Raw genomic sequence first — 18,428 nt, forward strand, 5'->3', positions numbered from 1 at the left:
CCCCGATGGAGCACCCGCCATGACGCAGGCACTCAACCCCGATCTCCTCGCCCGGGCCCGGGCCTGGCTGGCCGAGGACCCCGACCCGCAGACCCGCGAGGAGCTCACCGCGCTCCTCGCGCGCGCCGAGGACCCGGCGGCCGACGAGAACGGCAAGCTCGCCTGGGCCGAGCTCGCCGAGCGCTTCGCCGACCGCCTCCAGTTCGGCACCGCCGGCCTGCGCGGGGAACTCGGCGCCGGCCCGATGCGGATGAACCGGGCCGTCGTGCTCAGGGCCGCCGCCGGCCTGGTCGCGTACGTGAAGAAGCAGGGTCTCGGCGACCTCGTCGTCATCGGCTACGACGCCCGCCACAAGTCCTACGACTTCGCCCGCGACACCGCCGCCGTCGTGGTCGGCGCCGGCCTGCGCGCCGCGCTGCTGCCCCGCCCGCTGCCCACCCCGGTGCTCGCCTTCGCGATCCGCCACCTGGGCGCCGCCGCCGGCGTCACCGTCACCGCGAGCCACAACCCGCCGCAGGACAACGGCTACAAGGTCTACCTGGGCGACGGCTCGCAGATCGTCCCGCCGGCCGACGCCGGCATCGCCGCCGAGATCGACGCGATCGGCTCGCTGGACGACGTCCCGCGCGCCGCGGACGGCTGGGAGGTGCTCGGCGAGGACGTCATCGAGGCGTACCTGGCCCGCGCCGCGTCGATCGTCGACCAGCACGGCCCGCGCGACCTCCACGTCGTCTACACCCCGATGCACGGCGTCGGCCGCGACACCCTGGTCGCCGCCTTCCGCGAGGCCGGCTTCCCCGCGCCCACCGTGGTCGCCGAGCAGGCCGAGCCCGACCCGGACTTCCCGACCGTGGCCTTCCCCAACCCGGAGGAGCCGGGGGCGATGGACCTCGCCTTCCGCACCGCCGCCGAGGTCGGCCCGGACATCGTCATCGCCAACGACCCGGACGCCGACCGCTGCGCGGTGGCCGTCCCGGTCAGCGCCAACGCGGCCGGCAGCGGCAACGGCACCTCCGGCTGGCGCATGCTGCGCGGCGACGAGGTCGGCGCGCTGCTCGGCTCGGCCCTGGTCGCCAAGAAGGCCGAGGGCACCTTCGCCACCACGATCGTCTCCGCCACCCTGCTCGGCCGGATCGCCGAGGCGGCCGGCCTCGGGTACGCCGAGACGCTCACCGGCTTCAAGTGGATCTCCCGCGCCGACGGCCTGCGCTACGGCTACGAGGAGGCGCTCGGCTACTGCGTCGACCCCGAGGGCGTCCGCGACAAGGACGGCATCACCGCCGCCCTGCTGGTCGCCGAGCTGGCCGCGACCCTCAAGAAGTCCGGCCGCACCCTGAGCGACCTGCTGGACGACCTGGCGCTGGAGCACGGTCTGCACGCCACCGACCAGCTCTCCGTCCGCGTGCAGGACCTGTCGCTGATCGGCGCCGCGATGGCCCGCCTGCGCGAGCGGCCGCCGACCGTCCTGGCCGGCCTGAGCGTCGCCCGGGCCGACGACCTCACCGCCGGCTCGGCCGAGCTGCCGCCCACCGACGGGCTGCGCTACTACCTGGCCGGCGACGCCGTCCGCTCCGCGCGGATCGTGGTCCGGCCGTCCGGCACCGAGCCCAAGCTGAAGTGCTACCTGGAGGTCGTCCTCCCGGTCGCCTCGGCCGCCGACCTGGCCGGCGCCCGGGTGCGGGCCGCCGAGCTGCTCGACGCCGTCAAGCGCGACCTGGCCGTGGCCGCGGGCATCTGAGCACCGCTCCGAGACGGAACGGGCCCGCCCGGTACGCGTACCGGGCGGGCCCGTTCGTCGTTCTCCGCGCCTGCGTCGGCTCAGACGGCGATCACCGTGACCAGCGCGGCCAGGCCGAGCAGCGTCGGCACGATCACCCACCAGCACCACGTCACGACGACCGGCCCGGCGGCGTCCGGACGGGCGGCGTTGCGCTCGGCCATCTCCTGGAGCACCGAGGTCACCTGGTCGGACCAGGCCCGGTTCGGGTCGGAGGAGCCCAGCACCGGCGAGCCGGCCGACGCGCCGGCACCGCCGCCGCCGCCGCCGAAGACCATCCCCATCCGGGAGGTGTGCTCGGGGGCGCCGCCGCGGGCGCGGACCCGGTTGGCCCGCTTGCGCTGGCGCAGCGACACCGGGACGGCCCACACCTGGAACTTCCTGCCCTCGGCGAGCAGCTCGACCGAGTAGCCGGCGCGCAGCGCGTCCACCGCGGCCCACGGCGCGGTGATCGTGCGCCACGGGTTGCGCACCACGAGCCGCCGGTCGTTGGCCAGTACCGCCGGGCGCAGCGTGTAGGCGATCACCGGGAAGGCGAACACCGGCAGCGCCGCGAGCGACACGGCGGGCGTCTTGCCGGTCCCGTTCAGCGCGGCGTCGCCGATCAGCCACGCGGCGACGGCCAGCAGCAGCACACCGGAGATCACACCGGGAACCGAGCGGTACACGCGGTCCGCGTACCCGGGTTCCCCGTCGGGGGCGGCGGGGCCCTGGTGGGGCTTGCCGTCGGAATCGGTCATGCCGACGATTCTGCCCCATGCCCCACGGGATGAGGTCTCGGTAGGGCATCGGTTGCCCGGCACGCCCACCACGGGCTCCGCGCCCCTCGATCAAGCCCCCCGCCCCGCCGCACGGCTCCCGCGCACCCCTCCCCCGCCCCCATCGCTCCCCTCCGGCCACCCCCCCAGAAGCAGGCCGACCCCACCCGGCCCCCGCGCCCCCGTCGGCCCCGAGATCTCGGTCCGGCCACGAAAAGAAGGCCCTCTAGCGGTCGGCTACGCGCGTAGATATGCTGGTCTGGTGACTATGTCCACTGTTGCAGCCAATGCCCCCGGCGTTGCGGGCAGCGGCCTCGCGGACGTTGCGGCGTCCGAGGCCTCGCTCCGCCGCTTCCTGCACGGCCTGCCCGGCGTCGACCAGGTCGGCCTGGAGGCGCGTGCCGCCACCCTCGGTACCCGCTCGATCAAGACCACGGCGAAGGCCTACGCCATCGACCTGGCGATCTCGATGATCGACCTGACCACGCTGGAGGGCGCGGACACGGTCGGCAAGGTGCGCGCCCTGTGCGCCAAGGGCAGGACCCCCGACCCCTCCGACCCGTCCACCCCCCGTGTGGCCGCCATCTGTGTCTACCCGGACATGGTCGCCACCGCGAAGGACGCCCTGCGGGGCACCGACATCCAGGTCGCCTCCGTCGCCACCGCCTTCCCGGCCGGCCGCGCCGCCCTCCCGGTGAAGCTCGCCGACACCGCCGACGCGGTCGCCGCGGGCGCCGACGAGATCGACATGGTGATCGACCGGGGCGCCTTCCTCTCCGGCCGCTACCTCGACGTCTTCAACGAGATCGTCGCCGTCAAGGAGGCGTGCAAGCGCGCCGACGGCAGCTACGCCCACCTCAAGGTCATCTTCGAGACCGGCGAGCTCCAGACGTACGACAACGTGCGCCGCGTCTCCTGGCTGGCGATGCTGGCCGGTGCCGACTTCATCAAGACCTCCACCGGCAAGGTCGCCGTCAACGCGACCCCGCCGGTCACCCTGCTGATGCTGGAGGCCGTCCGGGACTTCCGCGCGCAGACCGGCGTCCAGGTCGGCGTGAAGCCCGCCGGTGGCATCAAGACCACCAAGGACGCCATGAAGTACCTGGTGATGGTCAACGAGACCCTCGGCGACGACTGGCTGAGCCCGCACTGGTTCCGCTTCGGCGCCTCCAGCCTGCTCAACGACCTGCTGATGCAGCGCCAGAAGCTGGCCACCGGCCGCTACTCCGGCCCCGACTACGTGACGGTGGACTGATCACCATGGCCAAGAAGAAGAACATCGAGGAGCCGGTGAAGGCCTCCGGCCTCTTCGAGTACGCCCCGGCCCCCGAGTCCCCCGCCGCCGCGGGCGACATCGCCACGTCCTACGGCCACTTCATCGGCGGCGAGTTCGTCGACTCCTCCGGCAGCGAGGCGCTGAAGACGGTCAACCCGGCCACCGAGCAGGTGCTCGCCGAGTTCGCCCAGGGCACCGACGAGGACGTCGACCGCGCGGTCGCCGCCGCCCGCAAGGCCTTCGCCGACTGGTCGGCCCTGCCCGGCAGCGAGCGCGCCAAGTACCTGTTCCGGATCGCCCGGATCATCCAGGAGCGCAGCCGCGAGCTGGCCGTGCTGGAGTCGATCGACAACGGCAAGCCGATCCGCGAGACCCGTGACGTCGACCTGCCGCTGGTCGCCGCGCACTTCTTCTACTACGCGGGCTGGGCCGACAAGCTCGACTACGCCGGCTACGGCCCGAACCCGAAGCCGCTGGGCGTGGCCGGCCAGGTCATCCCGTGGAACTTCCCGCTGCTGATGCTGGCGTGGAAGATCGCGCCCGCCCTGGCGACCGGCAACACGGTCGTCCTGAAGCCGGCCGAGACCACCCCGCTGACCGCGCTGCGCTTCGCCGAGATCTGCCGCCAGGCCGGTCTGCCGAAGGGCGTCGTCAACATCGTCACCGGTGACGGCCGCACCGGCGCCGCGCTCACCGCGCACCCGGACGTCAACAAGGTCGCCTTCACCGGCTCGACCCCGGTCGGCCGGGCGATCGCCAAGCAGCTGGCCGGCACCCGCAAGAAGCTCTCGCTGGAGCTGGGCGGCAAGGCGGCCAACATCGTCTTCGACGACGCGCCGATCGACCAGGCGGTCGAGGGCATCGTCAACGGCATCTTCTTCAACCAGGGCCACGTCTGCTGCGCGGGTTCGCGCCTGCTGGTCCAGGAGTCGGTCCAGGACGAGCTGCTGGACGCCCTGAAGCGCCGGATGGGCACCCTGCGGGTCGGCGACCCGCTGGACAAGAACACCGACATCGGCGCCATCAACTCGGCCGAGCAGCTGGCCCGGATCACCGCGCTGACCGAGGCCGGCGAGGCCGAGGGCGCCGAGCGCTGGTCGCCGGCCTGCGAACTCCCGGGCACCGGATTCTGGTTCAAGCCGACCCTGTTCACCGGCGTCAGCCAGGCCCACCGGATCGCCCAGGAGGAGATCTTCGGCCCGGTCCTGTCGGTGCTGACCTTCCGCACGCCCGAAGAGGCGGTCGCGAAGGCCAACAACACCCCGTACGGCCTCTCCGCCGGCATCTGGACGGAGAAGGGCTCGCGCATCCTCTGGATGGCCAACAAGCTCAAGGCCGGTGTGGTCTGGGCCAACACCTTCAACAAGTTCGACCCGACCTCGCCGTTCGGCGGCTTCAAGGAGTCGGGCTACGGCCGCGAAGGTGGCCGCCACGGTCTGGAGGCCTACCTCGATGTCTGACACGACCTTCGCGCGTCTTGACGTCTTCAAGACCTACAAGCTGTACGTCGGCGGGAAGTTCCCGCGCTCCGAGAGCGGGCGGGTGTACGAGGTGACGAAGGCTGCATCGGCCGCCGACGCGGCGGGGAAGCGCGAGTGGCTCGCCAACGCCCCGCTGGGCACCCGCAAGGACACCCGCGACGCGGTCCTGGCCGCCCGCGCGGCGGTCAAGGGCTGGACCGGCACCACCGCGTACAACCGCGGCCAGGTGCTGTACCGGGTGGCCGAGATGCTGCAGGGCCGGCGCGAGCAGTTCGCCGCCGAGGTGGCCGTCTCCGAGGGCATCGGCCCGAAGAAGGCCGCCGCGCTGGTGGACGCCGCGATCGACCGCTGGGTCTGGTACGCGGGCTGGACGGACAAGGTCGCCCAGATCGCGGGCGGCGCCAACCCGGTCGCCGGGCCGTTCTTCAACCTCTCCACCCCGGAGCCGACCGGCGTGGTCGGGATCGTCGCCCCGCAGGCCGGGTACGGGCACTCGCTGCTCGGCCTGGTCTCGGTGATCGCCCCGGCGATCGCCACCGGCAACACGGTCGTGGTGGCCGCCGCCGCGGACGCCCCGCTGCCGGCCCTGTCGCTGGGCGAGGTGCTCGCCACCTCGGACGTCCCGGGCGGCGTGGTCAACATCATCTCGGGCCGCACCGCGGACATCGCGCCGACCCTGGCCTCGCACCAGGACGTCAACGCGCTGGACCTCACCGGCGCCATCGCGGCCGACGGCCCCGGCGCGGCGTCCGCCCTGGAGGCCTCCGCCGCGGATACCCTGAAGAGGGTGGTCCGTCCGGAGCTGGACCCGTTCGCCCAGGACTGGACCAATGCTCCCGGTACCGACCGGCTACTCTCCTTCCTGGAGACGAAGACGGTCTGGCACCCGATGGGGATCTGACCCTCCGTCGGACCCGCAGTAACAACTCCACAGACTGGCCGTCCCCAGTGCCCTCTCCCCCCCAGGGCCCGGACGGTCACAGGACGGACCCGCACCTCTCCCCCCCTGGTGCGGGTCCGTCGGCGTTCGCGGCCCGGTCCCTCGCACCCGAGCGACTTTCGTCGCACCGGGACGATCCCTTCGGCGCTCCCGCCCCGCCCCGGCCCGTCCGGACACTGGGACGGGACGGCAGAGGGAGAGAGGAGTCCCGATGGGCGAGTTCCTGGGAGAGCTCATGGCGCTGTTCGCGGACGGTTTCGTCCGCCGGCTGCGGCTCGCCCGCACCCGGCGCCGGCTGGCCGCCGGACGGCCCGCCCGGATCCCCTGCTCGGCGCGCGTCGACGGTCCCGGCGAGGACGCCGGCTACGTCAACGGCCGGCTGTTGATCACCCCCGGCTCCGCGACCGTGACCTTCGCCTCATCCGCCCTGCGCCTGGAGCTCCCGGCCGGCGGCGAGTTCCACGACCCCGAGCCCGGGGTCTGGCACAGCCAGGACTGGGCCGCCACCGCCTACCGGCGGCCCGGGCCCGGCCCGTTGGTCTACCTCCAGACCGACACCGCCCACCTCCCTCTGCTGCACGCCGCGTTGGCCGCGCGGGCGACGACGGAACCGGTGTAGTCCGACCGGTTTCGGCATCGGGCCCCGATGCGTCAGACTGGTGTCCCGTGAGTGACGAGCCGCTGAACCCTGTGCCGACGACCCGCGCCCGGGTGGTCCTGCTGTCCGGCCCCTCCGGATCCGGGAAGTCCTCGCTCGCCGGCCGCAGCGGCCTGCCGGTGCTCCAGCTCGACGACTTCTACAAGGACGGCGACGACCCCACCCTGCCGCTGCTGCCCGACGGCGCGGTCGACTGGGACTCGCCGCTCGCCTGGCACCGCGAGCAGGCCGTCGCCGCCATCCGCGACCTCCACGAGACCGGCCGCACCGAGGTGCCGGTGTACTCGATCCCGGACAACGGCCGCGTGGGCACCCGCCCGCTCGACCTGGCCGGCGCCCCCGCCTTCATCGCCGAGGGCATCTTCGCCGCCGAGATCACCGTCCAGTGCGCCGACGAGGGCCTGCTCGGCGACGCCCTGTGCCTGCGCAACGGCGCGCTCACCACGGCCTGGCGCCGACTGCGCCGGGACGTCCGCGAGGGCCGCAAGTCGCTGCCGGTACTGCTGCGCCGCGGCTGGCGGCTGATGCGCGCTGAGCGGTCCATCGTCGGCCGTCAGGTCGCCCTGGGCGCCCACCCGTGCGCCGGCCCGGAGGCCGTCCGCCGGATCACCGCGGCGGCCGGACAGCCGCAGCTCTCGTCCGTGTGACGCCGGGGCGCCCCCCGGACAACGGACCCCCGGACAACAGGTCGACGGGCCCGGTGCGTCTCCCCCGCACCGGGCCCGTCGCCTTTCGGACAGTCGTCGGGCTCCCCCGTGGACATCGCTCCCCCGAGCCGACGTCCGCAGTCCGTGACCGTCCTTTCCCGTCCCCCGACGGGAGTCCCCTCTCCTCAGACGCTCCAGGCGTCCCCTTCTGTTACAGCCGTCACGCGACCAGTTCGCCGAACGCCCGCATGGTGTCGCCCGACTTGTTCAGGTGCTCGTCGTCGCGCAGGCGGCGCAGGGCGCGCCAGATGCTGCTCTTGACCGTGCCGACGCTGATCCCCAGCACGTCGGCGATCTCCGGGTCGGTCTTGCCCTCGTAGTACCGCAGCACCAGCATGGTCCGCTGGTTCTCCGGCAGCTTCGCCAGCGCCTGCCAGAGCACGGTGCGCAGCTCGGTGCCGCCCATCGCGTCGGTGTCGCCGGCCGTCTCCGGCAGCTCCTCGGTCGGGTACTCGTTGACCTTGCGGCGCCGCCAGGCGGAGATGTGCAGGTTGGTCATGGTGCGGCGGAGGTAGCCCCCGACCGCGGCCTTGTCGGTGATCCGGCCCCAGGCGCGGTAGGTGCTGAAGAGCGCGCTCTGCAGCAGGTCCTCGGCCTCGTAGCGGTCACCGGTCAGGTGGTAGGCCGTGGCGTACAGGGAGGCGCGGCGCTCGCGCACGTACGCGGTGAACTCCGTGATGTGGTCCTCCGCGACGGCCGGGTGCTCCCCCTGCGCGCCTCCCTGTCCCGCCTCGGTGGTGCGCGCGGCGGCGGGGTTCAGCCGCAGCAGCGTCGCACCGGCGGCCTCGCGGCCGGTCGGCTCCCCCGAGCCGACCTTCCGCAGGCCGTTCCCCCCGTTACCCCCCGGGACGTCCTTGCCCTCGACGCGGACGGGGAGGATCCCCCGCAGCGTGAGGGTGTTGGCGGAGTCGACCGCACTCCCCGTCCGGCCGATCCCGTACAGCTCCCCCGCCCTGCCCGCGCCGCTCACCCGGCGAATGGCAGGGTTCCCGGTGCTGTGCGCGCACCCCCGTACGGTCACGGCACCGGAGTTCTCGTCGGTCCTGATCTCGTACCGGGTCCGGTGGGTGGTCGCTGAGGAACGCGCGGTGCGGACAGCCGGGTTGGTCCGGGTCTGAAGCATGGCGTTCATCGTGCGCCCCCTTGGTTCGGTACGAGCGGGTTCCGGTTGCCGCCCTCCAGCCGGCCTGTTGGCCCGCTGTCCTGCGGCGACATGGAAAATCCTGCCCGGCGGTTGTGATGGCGCTGTCCGCCGACTGTCACAGGGGTGTCACAGGGGAGGGGCCGTTCGTCCCGGTCCGCCTCCCTCCTACCGGACGCCGGTGGCGGTCCTTCCGGTTCCCGTACGGGCGGTGACCGGTCCGGGGGGTGAATCGCGGCTTCCGGTGGGCCAAAATGGGGCCGTGCCTTTCCTCCTATTGATCGAGGACGACGACGCCATCCGGACCGGCCTCGAACTCGCCCTCACCCGCCAGGGCCACCGCGTGGCCACCGCCGCCTCCGGCGAGGACGGTCTGAGGCTCTTCAAGGAGCAGCGGCCCGACCTGATCGTGCTGGACGTGATGCTGCCCGGAATCGACGGCTTCGAGGTCTGCCGCCGGATCCGCCGCACCGACCAACTGCCGATCATCCTGCTGACCGCCCGGTCCGACGACATCGACGTCGTGGTCGGCCTGGAGTCCGGCGCCGACGACTACGTGGTCAAGCCGGTGCAGCCACGCGTCCTGGACGCCCGGATCCGGGCCGTGCTGCGGCGCGGTGAACGGGAGAGCTCGGACTCCTCCGCGTACGGCAGCGTGGTCATCGACCGCGCCGCGATGACCGTCACCAAGGACGGTCAGGACCTCCAGCTCACCCCGACCGAGCTGCGGCTGCTGCTGGAACTCAGCCGCCGCCCCGGCCAGGCGCTCTCCCGGCAGCAGCTGCTGCGCCTGGTGTGGGAGCACGACTACCTGGGCGACTCGCGCCTGGTGGACGCGTGCGTGCAGCGCCTGCGGGCCAAGGTCGAGGACGTGCCGTCGGCGCCGACCCTGATCCGGACGGTGCGCGGGGTCGGCTACCGGCTGGACCCGCCGTCCTGAGCCGTGCCCTCCGTGCCCGCAACCTCCCGTACGACGACAGGCTCCTGTGACTGACCAACAGACGACGACCCGGCGCTTCGCCACGGGCCCGTGGCGAAGCCTGCGCTCGCTGCGGGTGCGGCTGATCGCGGTGTTCGCGGCGGTCGCGCTGCTCGCCGCCGTCTCGGCCTCCGGCATCGCCTACTGGCTGAACCGCGACGCGGTGCTCAAGCGCGCCCAGGACACGGCCCTCAACGACTTCCGGGTCTCGCTCAGCCGGAACGTCTCGGACCTGCCCATGGGCGCGAGCTGCCCGGACCTGGCCACGCTCGCCACGAACGTCGCCAGCTCCGGGCTGAGTTACGACGTCGTCGTGGTCGACCCGGCGCACCCCGAGTGCCCGGCCTCCTCCGACGCGGCGCACTTCACGCTCGCCGACGTGCCGGCCGCGCTGCAGTCCACCGTGGCCCGCCCGCGCGAGATCACCGAGAGCAACCCGTACCCGTACCACCTGTACTGGCAGCGGCAGAACCTGGAGGGCCGGCCGTTCGTGATCGGCGGCACCAAGGTGGTGCCGAACGGGCCGACGGCGTACATGTTCAAGTCGCTGGAGAACGAGCGGGCCGACCTCAACACGCTGGGCTGGTCGCTGGCCATCGCCACCCTGCTGGCGCTGATCGGCTCGGCGCTGCTCGCGCAGGCCGCCTCGGCGACGGTGCTGCGGCCGGTCAAGCGGCTCGGCGACGCCGCCGTGGCGCTCGGCGAGGGGCGGCTGGACACCCGCCTCGAAATCGATGGCTCGGACGAACTCGCGGACCTCGCGCGGACGTTCAACCGCGCGGCGGAGTCGCTGCACGAGCAGGTCGAGGAGCTGAGCGCACGCGAGGCGCAGAGCCGGCGGTTCGTCGCCGACATGTCGCACGAGCTGCGCACGCCGCTGACCGCGATGACGGCCGTCACCGACATCCTGGAGGACGAGGCCGAGTCGCTCGACCCGATGATCGAGCCGGCCGTCCGGCTGGTCGTCAGCGAGACCCGGCGGCTGTCCGACCTGGTGGAGAACCTGATGGAGGTGACCCGCTTCGACGCCGGCACCGCCAAGCTCGTCGCCGACGAGGTGGACGTCGCCGACCTGATCATGTCCTGCATCGACGGCCGGGCCTGGTACGACGCGGTCGAACTGGACGCCCCGCGCGGCATCCTCGCCGTCGTGGACCCGCGCCGCCTGGACGTCGTCTTCGCCAACCTGATCGGCAACGCGCTCAAGCACGGCGGCTCGCCGGTGCGGGTCAAGGTCCGGCAGACCGACGGCTCGGTGGTCGTCGAGGTCTCGGACAGCGGCCCCGGCATCCCCGAGGACGTGCTGCCGCACGTCTTCGACCGCTTCTACAAGGCCGACCGCGGCCGGGCCCGCTCCGAGGGCAGCGGCCTCGGGCTGTCCATCGCGATGGCCAACGCACAGATCCACGGGGGGACGATCACGGCGGCCAACGGGGAGGTCGGGGCGGTGTTCACGCTGACGCTGCCGCTGACGCCGCCACCGCCGCCGTCCGCGGACGGGGCCGGCGACGGCACCGTCCGGGACGCCGTCGAGCACGAGGACGCCAAGTGACCGCCCCCGCACCCGCCGCCGTCCGGCCCCGCACCGCCCGCCGGGCCGCCGGCGTGCTGCTCCTGCTCGCGCTGGCCTGCGGCTGCGGGATCCGCCCGACCGCCGTCCCGGTGGACGCGGGCGCCCCCGCCAGCCGGACGGCCTGCCCGACCGCCCCGCACGTCCCGACCGCGCCCGCCACCCCGACCCCGGTCGCGCCGGGCCCACCCGCGGCCCGGGGCACCGCCAAGGCCGGTCCCGGCCCGTCCCCCTCGGCGGCCCCCTCGCCGTCGCCGAGCCCGGCCGGCGCCGGGTCGACCAGCCCGCCGCCGGACAACGTGTTCAGCGCCCTGCCGACGGCGGCGGCGAGCGCCTGCAAGTGACGCGTCCCGCCCGCCGGGGGGCGGGTCGGGGCGCGTGTCGGAATGTTCACGCCCGGCGTGGAACCGCCGCGCCACCGGCTCACGTCCTTCCCCCCGTGCAGCGAGATGGCACCAGGACACGCGACGAGCGTGCCGGCGCACCGGCCGACACCGGGCCGGCGCCGGCCGTCCACCGTCCCCTGCGACAGGTCGGACTGGCGGGCCTCGCCCTCCACCTGTCGCTGGTCCTGTGGCTGGTCGTGCTCAGACCCCTGCCGGTGGCCTGGGTCTACGACGCCAACCTCACGCCGCTGGCCTCCCTGCGTTCCTCCTCGGCCTGGCAGGTGGTCGGCGAGCTCGTCCTGCTGGCCCCGCTCGGCGTCCTGCTCCCGCTGGCCGGCGGACGGCCGCGCGCCCCGTGGCTGCCGTCCTTCCTGCGCACCACCGGCGTCTCCGCCCTGCTGGCCACCGGCCTGGAGTTCCTCTCCTCCTGGACGCCGGGGCACGTCCTCAACGTCGACCACATACTGCTCGCGGTGATCGGCGTCGCCGTGACCCACGCGGTCCTCGTCCCGGCGCTGCGCCGGCTGGTGCGGGAGCGGCGGCCCAGGGCCCGCGGGCCCGAGGGCGTGGCCGGGACCGTTCCTCAGGCTCCGAAGGCCTCGAAGACCGCGAAGATGACGAGCCTGGTGAGCCCCCCGGTCGCCGTCGCGATCACTCCGGTCCCGGCCGCCCGGGCGTCGGCCGAGCCGACTCCTTGAGCACCAGGCCGCCGACCTCGATCAGCCCGCCCGCACGGGGCGCGGTCACGATCCGCGAACCCCGGCCCTGCGTGACGGTCAGCGCCCGCCCGAGCCGCGCGGTCAGCAGCAGCGCCGCCGCGCCCGTCGCCTCGTCCTCGTCGATCCCGTCGCCGCGCCCGGGGAAACCGCGCGCCCGGACCGTCCCCTCCGCCTCGTCCTGCCACGCCCATGCGTAGATCCACTCGCCCGACGGCGGCACCTCCAGCGCGTCCACCTCGGCCGCCGACCCGTACTGCCGCAGGGTGCGCGGCGGCGCCCAGTCGGCGCGTGCCTCGATCAGCGTCAGCCCGTCCTCCCGCCGGACGCCCACCGCCCCGGCGGGCGTCACGAGGCGGTCCACCCCGAGCAGCCAGCCCGTGCCGACGCACGGGTGCCCGGCGAACGGCAGCCGCAGCGTCGGCGTGTAGATGTCGATGACGCCGCGCACGGCGTCGTCGACGAACACCGTCTCGCTGAACCCGAGCTCCCCGGCCAGCGCCTGCCGCTCGTCACGACCCGGTACCGAGGCCCCGTCCCGCACGACGCCGAGCGCGTTCCCGCATTCCCCATCCGGCCCGCAAAAGACCCGCAGCACCTCATAGCCAGTCATGTCCCCACCCTCTCCGTCCGATTCCGGCGGAACGGAACGACTTCGCGACGAAAAGCCCCGGACGGATGCCGGCCGCCTCCAGTACCGTGCGTCCCCGTCCCCGACGGTCCACCTCTTCTTTCCACCCCACAGGATTCCGCGTTGAACAACCTCGACTTCAGCAACCTGCCCCTGTTCTCCTGGTACGTCGTCCTGCTGGCCGTCAGCGGAATCGCCGTGGTCGTCCTGGGGGCCGTCAACGTCGGTCGCCTGAAAGGCGGCTGGCGGATCCTCACCATCCTCTTCGGTGTCGGCTACGTCGGCTACGCCTACTACCTGGCGTTCGTCTTCGACGGCGACAAATACCGGATCTTCTTCCAGGTGTTCATCCCGGCGGTCCTCCTGATCGCCGACGCGGTGAGGAGGATGGCCAACCGCGGCACCACCCCGGCGGAGGCCCCGCAGCCGACCGAGCCGCCGGCACCGGTGCCCGCGCCCATGCCCTACAGCCCGAACGCCCAGCCCCTCCAGTCCTCCCCCGCCGCCCCGCCGGCCGTCCCCGCCCCGGCCACCCCGCCGGGCCAGCCCGTCGCCGACAACCCCTACGCCCAGCCCAAGCGGCCCCCGCACGCGGACTGACCCCGCACACCGGGGGTGCCCGTGCGGCGGGCCTCGGGGTGGACCCCGAGATGGCCCCGACTCGGGGGTACGCCTCGCCGGTGAGACGCGGGGCGGGCGAATCGGCTCGTGGGCGGAGGATTCCGGGCCGGGGGCGGCGGAGCATGGAAGTACGCCCGCCGGAGAGGCCGGAACGGGTACGAACCCACGGAGACCGCCATGAGCCCGCGCCTCGCCCGCCCCCGTCACAACCGCGTCATCGCCGGAGTCTGCGCCGGGATCGGCGAGCGCTTCGGCCTGTCGGCCTGGACCGTCCGGCTGATCTTCCTGGCCTCCTGCCTGCTGCCCGGCCCGCAGTTCCTGATCTACCTGGCGCTCTGGGTGTTGCTCCCCCAGGAGCCGTGACGCACGGCGACGGGCCGCGCACCACCGGGGTCTCCGGGGTGCGCGGCCCGTCGCCGTGCGGGTGGAACGGTCAGCCGCCGAGACCCGGCAGGGCGCCGGTCAGGCCGCCCACCGGGGTCTTGTCGAGGCCCGGGATGCTCGGCACCGCGGCGCGCGTCTGGGTGACGCCGGCGACCGGAGCGGCCTCCGCCGGGGCGGCGGCGGCCCGGCCGGCGCTCGGGGCCAGCGGGCCGAGGGTGCTGGTGACCTTGTCGCCCCCGGGCAGCTTGTTGGCGGTGTCGGTGACCGCGCCGGTGACCGCGGGGTTCTGCAGCGCCGTGGTGGGCAGCCCGACGCCGCCGGGCGCGGGGGCGTCCGCGGACGCGCTGCCGGCGCCGACCGCCGCGATGGCGATGCCGACTGCGGCAGTGCCGACGGCCTTGAGAGCCTGCTTCATGAGTTCGTCCCCTTGAGTCCTCGTCGGTGGCCGACGCGACACGCGGGGACGGACGGCCGACCGTCCGCCACGGCCTGTCGGCGATGACTGGCACACCGTAGTGAGCCGATCGTGCGAGGACCAAAAGGCGTTCACTCGCCCGAGTGAGTAGTCGGATGAACGCCAACTGCCCTGCCAGGCAGCGGCGTTCATCCGGACCTCACCCGGCCGGCGCCACGGACCTGATCAGCCCTGGCCGCCGCCCGTGCTGAACAGCCACTCGGCCTTGAGCTCGGCGTAGCCCGGCTTGATCACGTCGCTGATCATCGCGAGCCGCTCGTCGAACGGCAGGAACGCCGACTTCATCGCGTTCACCGTGAACCACTCCATGTCGCCCAGCGTGTAGCCGAAGGCGTCCACCAGGTGGCCGAACTCCTGGCTCATGCTCGTGCCGCTCATGAGGCGGTTGTCGGTGTTCACGGTGACCCGGAACTTCAGCCGGCTGAGCAGCCCGATCGGGTGCTCGGCGTACGAGGTCGCCGCGGCCGTCTGCAGGTTGGAGGTCGGGCACATCTCCAGCGGGATGCGCTTGTCGCGCACGTACGCGGCCAGGCGGCCGAGCTCGACGCTGCCGTCCTCGTTCACCGTGATGTCGTCGACGATCCGCACGCCGTGGCCGAGCCGGTCGGCGCCGCAGCACTGCAGGGCCTCCCAGATCGACGGCAGGCCGAAGGCCTCGCCCGCGTGGATGGTGAAGTGGTTGTTCTCGCCCTTGAGGTAGTCGAAGGCGGCCTGGTGGCGGGTGGGGGGGTAGCCGGCCTCGGCGCCCGCGATGTCGAAGCCGACGACGCCCGAGTCCCGGTGGCGGTTGGCCAGCTCGGCGATCTCCTGCGAGCGGGCGGCGTGCCGCATCGCCGTGATCAGGGTGCCGATGCGGATGCGGTGGCCGGCCGCGCGGGCGTTGGCCTCGCCGAGGCGGAAGCCCTCCTGGACGGCCTCGACGACCTCGTCCAGGCTCAGGCCTCCCTCCAGGTGCTGCTCGGGGGCGTAGCGGACCTCGGCGTAGACGACGCCGTCGGCGGCCAGGTCCTCGGCGCAGTCCGCGGCGACCTTGATCAGGGCGTCCCGGGTCTGCATGACGGCGCAGGTGTGCGCGAACGTCTCCAGGTAGCGGACCAGCGAGCCGGAGTCGGCGGCCTCGCGGAACCACTCGCCGAGTTCCTTGGGGTCGGTGGTGGGGAGGCCCTCGTAGCCGACCGCGGCGGCCAGCTCGACGATGGTCTCCGGGCGCAGCCCGCCGTCGAGGTGGTCGTGCAGGAGCACCTTCGGCGCGCGGCGGATCTGGTCGGGGGTGGGGATGCGCGGGCCGGTGCCCGCGGTGGTGACAGGGATCTGCTTCTCCATTGCGGAAATATAGACCCTACGCGCGTAGACCCACCACTCCCCACACGGCCGGTTCGCCGAAAGTCCACCGGGAATTCCACCACTCGGATCAGTCCCGTCCCGTATTCCGGGACGCGAAGAGATCAGCCGACCCCCCTCCGCCGGAGTTCGCTCCTCCCTCCTCCGCAGTTCAAAGCCGCGATCCGCGGGATTCAGTCGTGTTCGAGCAGCCGGCCGCGCCGCGACAGCACGAAGTCGCGGAACGCCCGCACCGGCGGCGTCAGCGGCCGACCCGCCGCCCAGGCCAGTCCGATCGCCCGCCGGGTCCGCGGCGCCGTCACCTCCAGCTCCACCACCCCCGGTCGCGGCACCAGCGCCGGCGGCAGCAGCGCCACCCCCAGCCCGGCCGCCACCAGCCCGCGCAGCGTCTCCGCCTCCTCCCCCTCGAAGGCCAGTCGCGGCACGAACCCGGCCTCCGCGCAGAACCCGTCCGTGATCGCGCGCAGCCCGTACCCCTCCTCCAGCCCGACGAACGTCTCGTCCGCCACCTCCGCGAGCCGGATCCGCCGCCGCCCGGCCAGCCGGTGGTCCGCCGGGACGACCAGATGCAGGCGCTGCTCGTCCAGCGGGCGCGCCGCGAAGGCCGGGTCGTCGGGCAGCGGCGCCACCAGGCACAGGTCCAACTCGCCGTCGAGCAGCCGCTCCAGCATCGCGCCGACGTAGTCCTGCACCAGCTGGAACCGCACCCGCGGGTGCGCCGCCCGGAAGTCGCGCAGCAGCGCGGGGACGGCGTCCGTCCCCATCGTGTGCAGGAAGCCGAACGCCACCCGCCCGACCGACGGATCCGCCTCGGCCCGGGCCGCCTCGGCGCCGCGCTCGACCTCGGCCAGCGCCCGCTCCACCGAGGCCAGCAGCAGCCGCCCCGCCCTGGTCAGCCGGACCGTCCGGCCCTGACGGGCCAGCAGCTGCACCCCGAGTTCCTCCTCCAACCGCGCCACCGAGCGCGACAGCGTCGGCTGCGGCATGCCGAGCACCGCCGCCGCCTGCGTCACGTGCTCCAGCCGGGCCACGGCCGCGAACTGGGCCAGCCGCGGCGCCAGTTGGACGGCCGGCAACTCGGGCCCCAGTTCGGCCGGCCGGTACCGGGACTGCTCCGTGCCGTTCGCCACTTCCTCCGCGGCCATCCCGCCACCATCCTCGACTCATGCGCCAGTGCATCGATCATCCCCTGTTCATGCATTGGACGCATCAACCCGGCGGGCCTAACGTCGACGTCATGCAGCCCGCCGATACCAGGGCATCCGTGCCCGCCCCGGATGCCTCCGCCGCCCGCGTCCCGACCCAGGACGACCGCCACCGCCCCGGCCAGCGCGCGTTCCGCCGCGCCAACCTCGCCCTGTTCGCCGCCGGGGTCGCCACGTTCGTCCTGCTCTACTCCACCCAGGGCCTGCTGCCGGTCCTCTCCGCCGACCTCGACCTCACGCCCGGTCAGGCCAGCTGGACCGCCTCCGCCGCCACCCTCGGACTCGCCCTCGGCCTCCTGCCCGCGAGCGCGCTGTCCGACAAGTACGGCCGCACCGCCGTGATGACGGCCTCCACGCTCGGCGCCTCCGCCCTCGCCCTCGCCCTGCCGTTCGCACCCGACCTCACCACCCTGGTCGTGCTGCGCGTCCTCCAGGGCGCCGCCCTCGCCGGGCTGCCCGCCACCGCGATGGCCTACCTCGCCGAGGAGGTCCACCCGAGCGCGCTGGCCTCCGCGATGGGCCTGTACGTGGCCGGCAACAGCATCGGCGGCATGGGCGGCCGGCTGCTGTCCGGCTGGACCGCCGCCGCGTGCGGCTGGCGCTGGGGACTCGCCGCCTCGGCCGTCCTCGCGCTGCTCGCGGTGCTCGCGTTCCGGCTGCTCATCCCCGCCGCCCGGCACTTCACCCCGGCCCCGGTGGATCCGCGCGCCCTCGCCCGGACCGTCGGACGGCACCTGCGCAACCCGCTGCTGGTGCGGCTGTACGCGCTCGGCCTGCTGTTCATGGCCGTGTTCGGCGCGGTCTACAACACCGTCGGCTACCGGCTGATCGGTGCCCCCTTCCACCTGCCGGAGTCGGTCGCCGCCTCGATCTTCATCGTCTACCTGGTCGGCACCGGCACCTCGGCCGCCGCCGGCCGGCTCTCCGGGCGCCTGGGCCGCCGCGGCGCCCTGTACGTCTCGATCGGCGTGACGGCCGCCGGGCTCCTGCTGTCCCTGGCCGGCTCCCTGGTCTGCGCGCTGCTCGGCCTGGTCCTGATCACCGCCGGCTTCTTCGCCGGCCACGCCACCGCCTCGTCCGCCGTCGGCCGCACCGCGACGGAGGGCCGCGCCCAGGCCTCCGCCCTCTACCTGATCGCCTACTACCTCGGCAACAGCCTCGGCGGCACCATCGGCGCCGACGCCTACCACGCCACCGGCTGGCCCGGCGCCGCCACCGTGGGCCTCACCGCCATGACCCTCGCCGCCGCCGTCACCCTCTACGCGACCCACCGGGCTCATACCGCCCAAAGGGCCGTCACGACCCCTTGACAGCCATCGCCGGTAGCCTCCGGAACGCGAGCGCCGATCCCGCCATGTCGGAGCCCCGCTACGAATCCCGGG

19 protein-coding genes are annotated in these 18,428 nt (G+C 73.7%); 13 read left to right on the top strand and 6 right to left on the bottom strand.

Annotation, left to right across the window (positions count from 1 at the left end):
* Positions 1-19 precede the first annotated feature (19 nt).
* Positions 20-1,738 (top strand): phospho-sugar mutase, encoded by a 1,719-nt coding sequence (locus PUR71_RS15475; RefSeq protein WP_329927567.1) that lies wholly within the window; start codon positions 20-22, stop codon positions 1,736-1,738.
* Positions 1,739-1,818: 80 nt separating this feature from the next.
* Here the strand turns inward: PUR71_RS15475 and PUR71_RS15480 are convergent, their stop codons facing one another.
* Complete coding sequence (locus PUR71_RS15480; RefSeq protein ID WP_329927568.1) at positions 1,819-2,517, bottom strand: PH domain-containing protein; 699 nt, start codon at positions 2,515-2,517, stop codon at positions 1,819-1,821.
* A 286-nt stretch (positions 2,518-2,803) separates the two neighbouring features.
* On the opposite strand from PUR71_RS15480, the gene deoC reads away from it, so the two are divergent.
* The 5 genes from deoC (at position 2,804) to PUR71_RS15505 (ending at position 7,537) form a co-directional block, all read left to right on the top strand.
* Positions 2,804-3,790 (top strand): deoxyribose-phosphate aldolase, encoded by a 987-nt coding sequence (gene deoC, locus PUR71_RS15485; protein WP_329927569.1) that lies wholly within the window; start codon positions 2,804-2,806, stop codon positions 3,788-3,790.
* A gap of 5 nt (positions 3,791-3,795) precedes the next feature.
* Positions 3,796-5,271 (top strand): aldehyde dehydrogenase family protein, encoded by a 1,476-nt coding sequence (locus tag PUR71_RS15490; RefSeq protein WP_329927570.1) that lies wholly within the window; start codon positions 3,796-3,798, stop codon positions 5,269-5,271.
* Complete coding sequence (locus tag PUR71_RS15495; RefSeq protein ID WP_329927571.1) at positions 5,264-6,193, top strand: aldehyde dehydrogenase family protein; 930 nt, start codon at positions 5,264-5,266, stop codon at positions 6,191-6,193. Before PUR71_RS15490 ends, PUR71_RS15495 begins: the two co-directional genes overlap by 8 nt.
* Positions 6,194-6,443: 250 nt before the next feature.
* Positions 6,444-6,851 carry a hypothetical protein gene (locus tag PUR71_RS15500; protein WP_329927572.1) on the top strand — a complete coding sequence of 136 codons (408 nt, stop codon included), beginning with the start codon at positions 6,444-6,446 and terminating at the stop codon, positions 6,849-6,851.
* 47 nt (positions 6,852-6,898) lie between these two features.
* Positions 6,899-7,537: an ATP-binding protein gene (locus PUR71_RS15505; RefSeq protein ID WP_329927573.1), complete on the top strand. Its 639-nt coding sequence runs from the start codon at positions 6,899-6,901 to the stop codon at positions 7,535-7,537.
* A gap of 220 nt (positions 7,538-7,757) precedes the next feature.
* Here the strand turns inward: PUR71_RS15505 and PUR71_RS15510 are convergent, their stop codons facing one another.
* On the bottom strand, positions 7,758-8,720 hold the full coding sequence (locus tag PUR71_RS15510; protein WP_443077460.1) for a SigE family RNA polymerase sigma factor: 963 nt from the start codon (positions 8,718-8,720) through the stop codon (positions 7,758-7,760).
* Between the two features lie 280 nt (positions 8,721-9,000).
* Here PUR71_RS15510 and PUR71_RS15515 point away from each other — a divergent pair, with 280 nt between their 5' ends.
* The 4 genes from PUR71_RS15515 (at position 9,001) to PUR71_RS15530 (ending at position 12,371) form a co-directional block, all read left to right on the top strand.
* On the top strand, positions 9,001-9,678 hold the full coding sequence (locus PUR71_RS15515; protein ID WP_188308557.1) for a response regulator: 678 nt from the start codon (positions 9,001-9,003) through the stop codon (positions 9,676-9,678).
* A gap of 46 nt (positions 9,679-9,724) precedes the next feature.
* Positions 9,725-11,269 (top strand): sensor histidine kinase, encoded by a 1,545-nt coding sequence (locus PUR71_RS15520; protein ID WP_329927574.1) that lies wholly within the window; start codon positions 9,725-9,727, stop codon positions 11,267-11,269.
* Entirely contained in the window at positions 11,266-11,631 is a 366-nt protein-coding gene (locus PUR71_RS15525; RefSeq protein WP_329927575.1) for a hypothetical protein, read from the top strand. The genes PUR71_RS15520 and PUR71_RS15525 overlap by 4 nt, the downstream gene beginning before the upstream one ends.
* Positions 11,632-11,726: 95 nt before the next feature.
* Positions 11,727-12,371, top strand: a complete 645-nt coding sequence (locus PUR71_RS15530; RefSeq protein WP_329927576.1) for a VanZ family protein — start codon at positions 11,727-11,729, stop codon at positions 12,369-12,371.
* Here the strand turns inward: PUR71_RS15530 and PUR71_RS15535 are convergent.
* A complete protein-coding gene (locus tag PUR71_RS15535; RefSeq protein ID WP_329927577.1) occupies positions 12,325-13,002 on the bottom strand; it encodes a PhzF family phenazine biosynthesis protein in 678 nt (225 codons plus the stop codon). The genes PUR71_RS15530 and PUR71_RS15535 overlap by 47 nt on opposite strands.
* 141 nt (positions 13,003-13,143) lie before the next feature.
* On the opposite strand from PUR71_RS15535, the gene PUR71_RS15540 reads away from it, so the two are divergent.
* Positions 13,144-13,620 (top strand): hypothetical protein, encoded by a 477-nt coding sequence (locus PUR71_RS15540; protein ID WP_329927578.1) that lies wholly within the window; start codon positions 13,144-13,146, stop codon positions 13,618-13,620.
* A gap of 198 nt (positions 13,621-13,818) precedes the next feature.
* Positions 13,819-14,004: a PspC domain-containing protein gene (locus PUR71_RS15545; RefSeq protein ID WP_329927579.1), complete on the top strand. Its 186-nt coding sequence runs from the start codon at positions 13,819-13,821 to the stop codon at positions 14,002-14,004.
* A 70-nt stretch (positions 14,005-14,074) separates the two neighbouring features.
* Here the strand turns inward: PUR71_RS15545 and PUR71_RS15550 are convergent, their stop codons facing one another.
* From PUR71_RS15550 to PUR71_RS15560, 3 genes are all read right to left on the bottom strand, one after another.
* The gene (locus tag PUR71_RS15550) at positions 14,075-14,440 is read right to left on the bottom strand and encodes an ATP-binding protein (RefSeq protein ID WP_329927580.1); all 366 of its coding nucleotides are present in this window, start codon (positions 14,438-14,440) and stop codon (positions 14,075-14,077) included.
* Positions 14,441-14,665: 225 nt separating this feature from the next.
* Positions 14,666-15,823: an adenosine deaminase gene (locus PUR71_RS15555; RefSeq protein ID WP_329927581.1), complete on the bottom strand. Its 1,158-nt coding sequence runs from the start codon at positions 15,821-15,823 to the stop codon at positions 14,666-14,668.
* Positions 15,824-16,014: 191 nt separating this feature from the next.
* Positions 16,015-16,986 carry a LysR family transcriptional regulator gene (locus PUR71_RS15560; protein ID WP_329927582.1) on the bottom strand — a complete coding sequence of 324 codons (972 nt, stop codon included), beginning with the start codon at positions 16,984-16,986 and terminating at the stop codon, positions 16,015-16,017.
* A 92-nt stretch (positions 16,987-17,078) separates the two neighbouring features.
* Between PUR71_RS15560 and PUR71_RS15565 the strand changes: the two genes are divergently transcribed.
* Complete coding sequence (locus tag PUR71_RS15565; RefSeq protein WP_329927583.1) at positions 17,079-18,356, top strand: MFS transporter; 1,278 nt, start codon at positions 17,079-17,081, stop codon at positions 18,354-18,356.
* The last annotated feature ends 72 nt before the right edge of the window (positions 18,357-18,428 follow it).

The sequence above is a fragment of the Streptomyces sp. SP17BM10 genome (assembly GCF_036322405.1).
Lineage (GTDB): Bacteria > Actinomycetota > Actinomycetes > Streptomycetales > Streptomycetaceae > Kitasatospora.

What these genes read in the sequence shown, in the direction of transcription:
- PUR71_RS15510 (WP_443077460.1), bottom strand. Translation starts at nt 8,720, where the DNA reads ATGCTTCAGACCCGGACCAACCCGGCTGTCCGCACCGCGCGTTCCTCA.
- PUR71_RS15490 (WP_329927570.1), top strand. Translation starts at nt 3,796, where the DNA reads ATGGCCAAGAAGAAGAACATCGAGGAGCCGGTGAAGGCCTCCGGCCTC.
- PUR71_RS15550 (WP_329927580.1), bottom strand. Translation starts at nt 14,440, where the DNA reads ATGAAGCAGGCTCTCAAGGCCGTCGGCACTGCCGCAGTCGGCATCGCC.
- PUR71_RS15535 (WP_329927577.1), bottom strand. Translation starts at nt 13,002, where the DNA reads ATGACTGGCTATGAGGTGCTGCGGGTCTTTTGCGGGCCGGATGGGGAA.
- PUR71_RS15555 (WP_329927581.1), bottom strand. Translation starts at nt 15,823, where the DNA reads ATGGAGAAGCAGATCCCTGTCACCACCGCGGGCACCGGCCCGCGCATC.
- PUR71_RS15560 (WP_329927582.1), bottom strand. Translation starts at nt 16,986, where the DNA reads ATGGCCGCGGAGGAAGTGGCGAACGGCACGGAGCAGTCCCGGTACCGG.
- PUR71_RS15475 (WP_329927567.1), top strand. Translation starts at nt 20, where the DNA reads ATGACGCAGGCACTCAACCCCGATCTCCTCGCCCGGGCCCGGGCCTGG.
- PUR71_RS15565 (WP_329927583.1), top strand. Translation starts at nt 17,079, where the DNA reads ATGCAGCCCGCCGATACCAGGGCATCCGTGCCCGCCCCGGATGCCTCC.
- PUR71_RS15480 (WP_329927568.1), bottom strand. Translation starts at nt 2,517, where the DNA reads ATGACCGATTCCGACGGCAAGCCCCACCAGGGCCCCGCCGCCCCCGAC.
- deoC (WP_329927569.1), top strand. Translation starts at nt 2,804, where the DNA reads ATGTCCACTGTTGCAGCCAATGCCCCCGGCGTTGCGGGCAGCGGCCTC.
- PUR71_RS15545 (WP_329927579.1), top strand. Translation starts at nt 13,819, where the DNA reads ATGAGCCCGCGCCTCGCCCGCCCCCGTCACAACCGCGTCATCGCCGGA.
- PUR71_RS15500 (WP_329927572.1), top strand. Translation starts at nt 6,444, where the DNA reads ATGGGCGAGTTCCTGGGAGAGCTCATGGCGCTGTTCGCGGACGGTTTC.
- PUR71_RS15495 (WP_329927571.1), top strand. Translation starts at nt 5,264, where the DNA reads ATGTCTGACACGACCTTCGCGCGTCTTGACGTCTTCAAGACCTACAAG.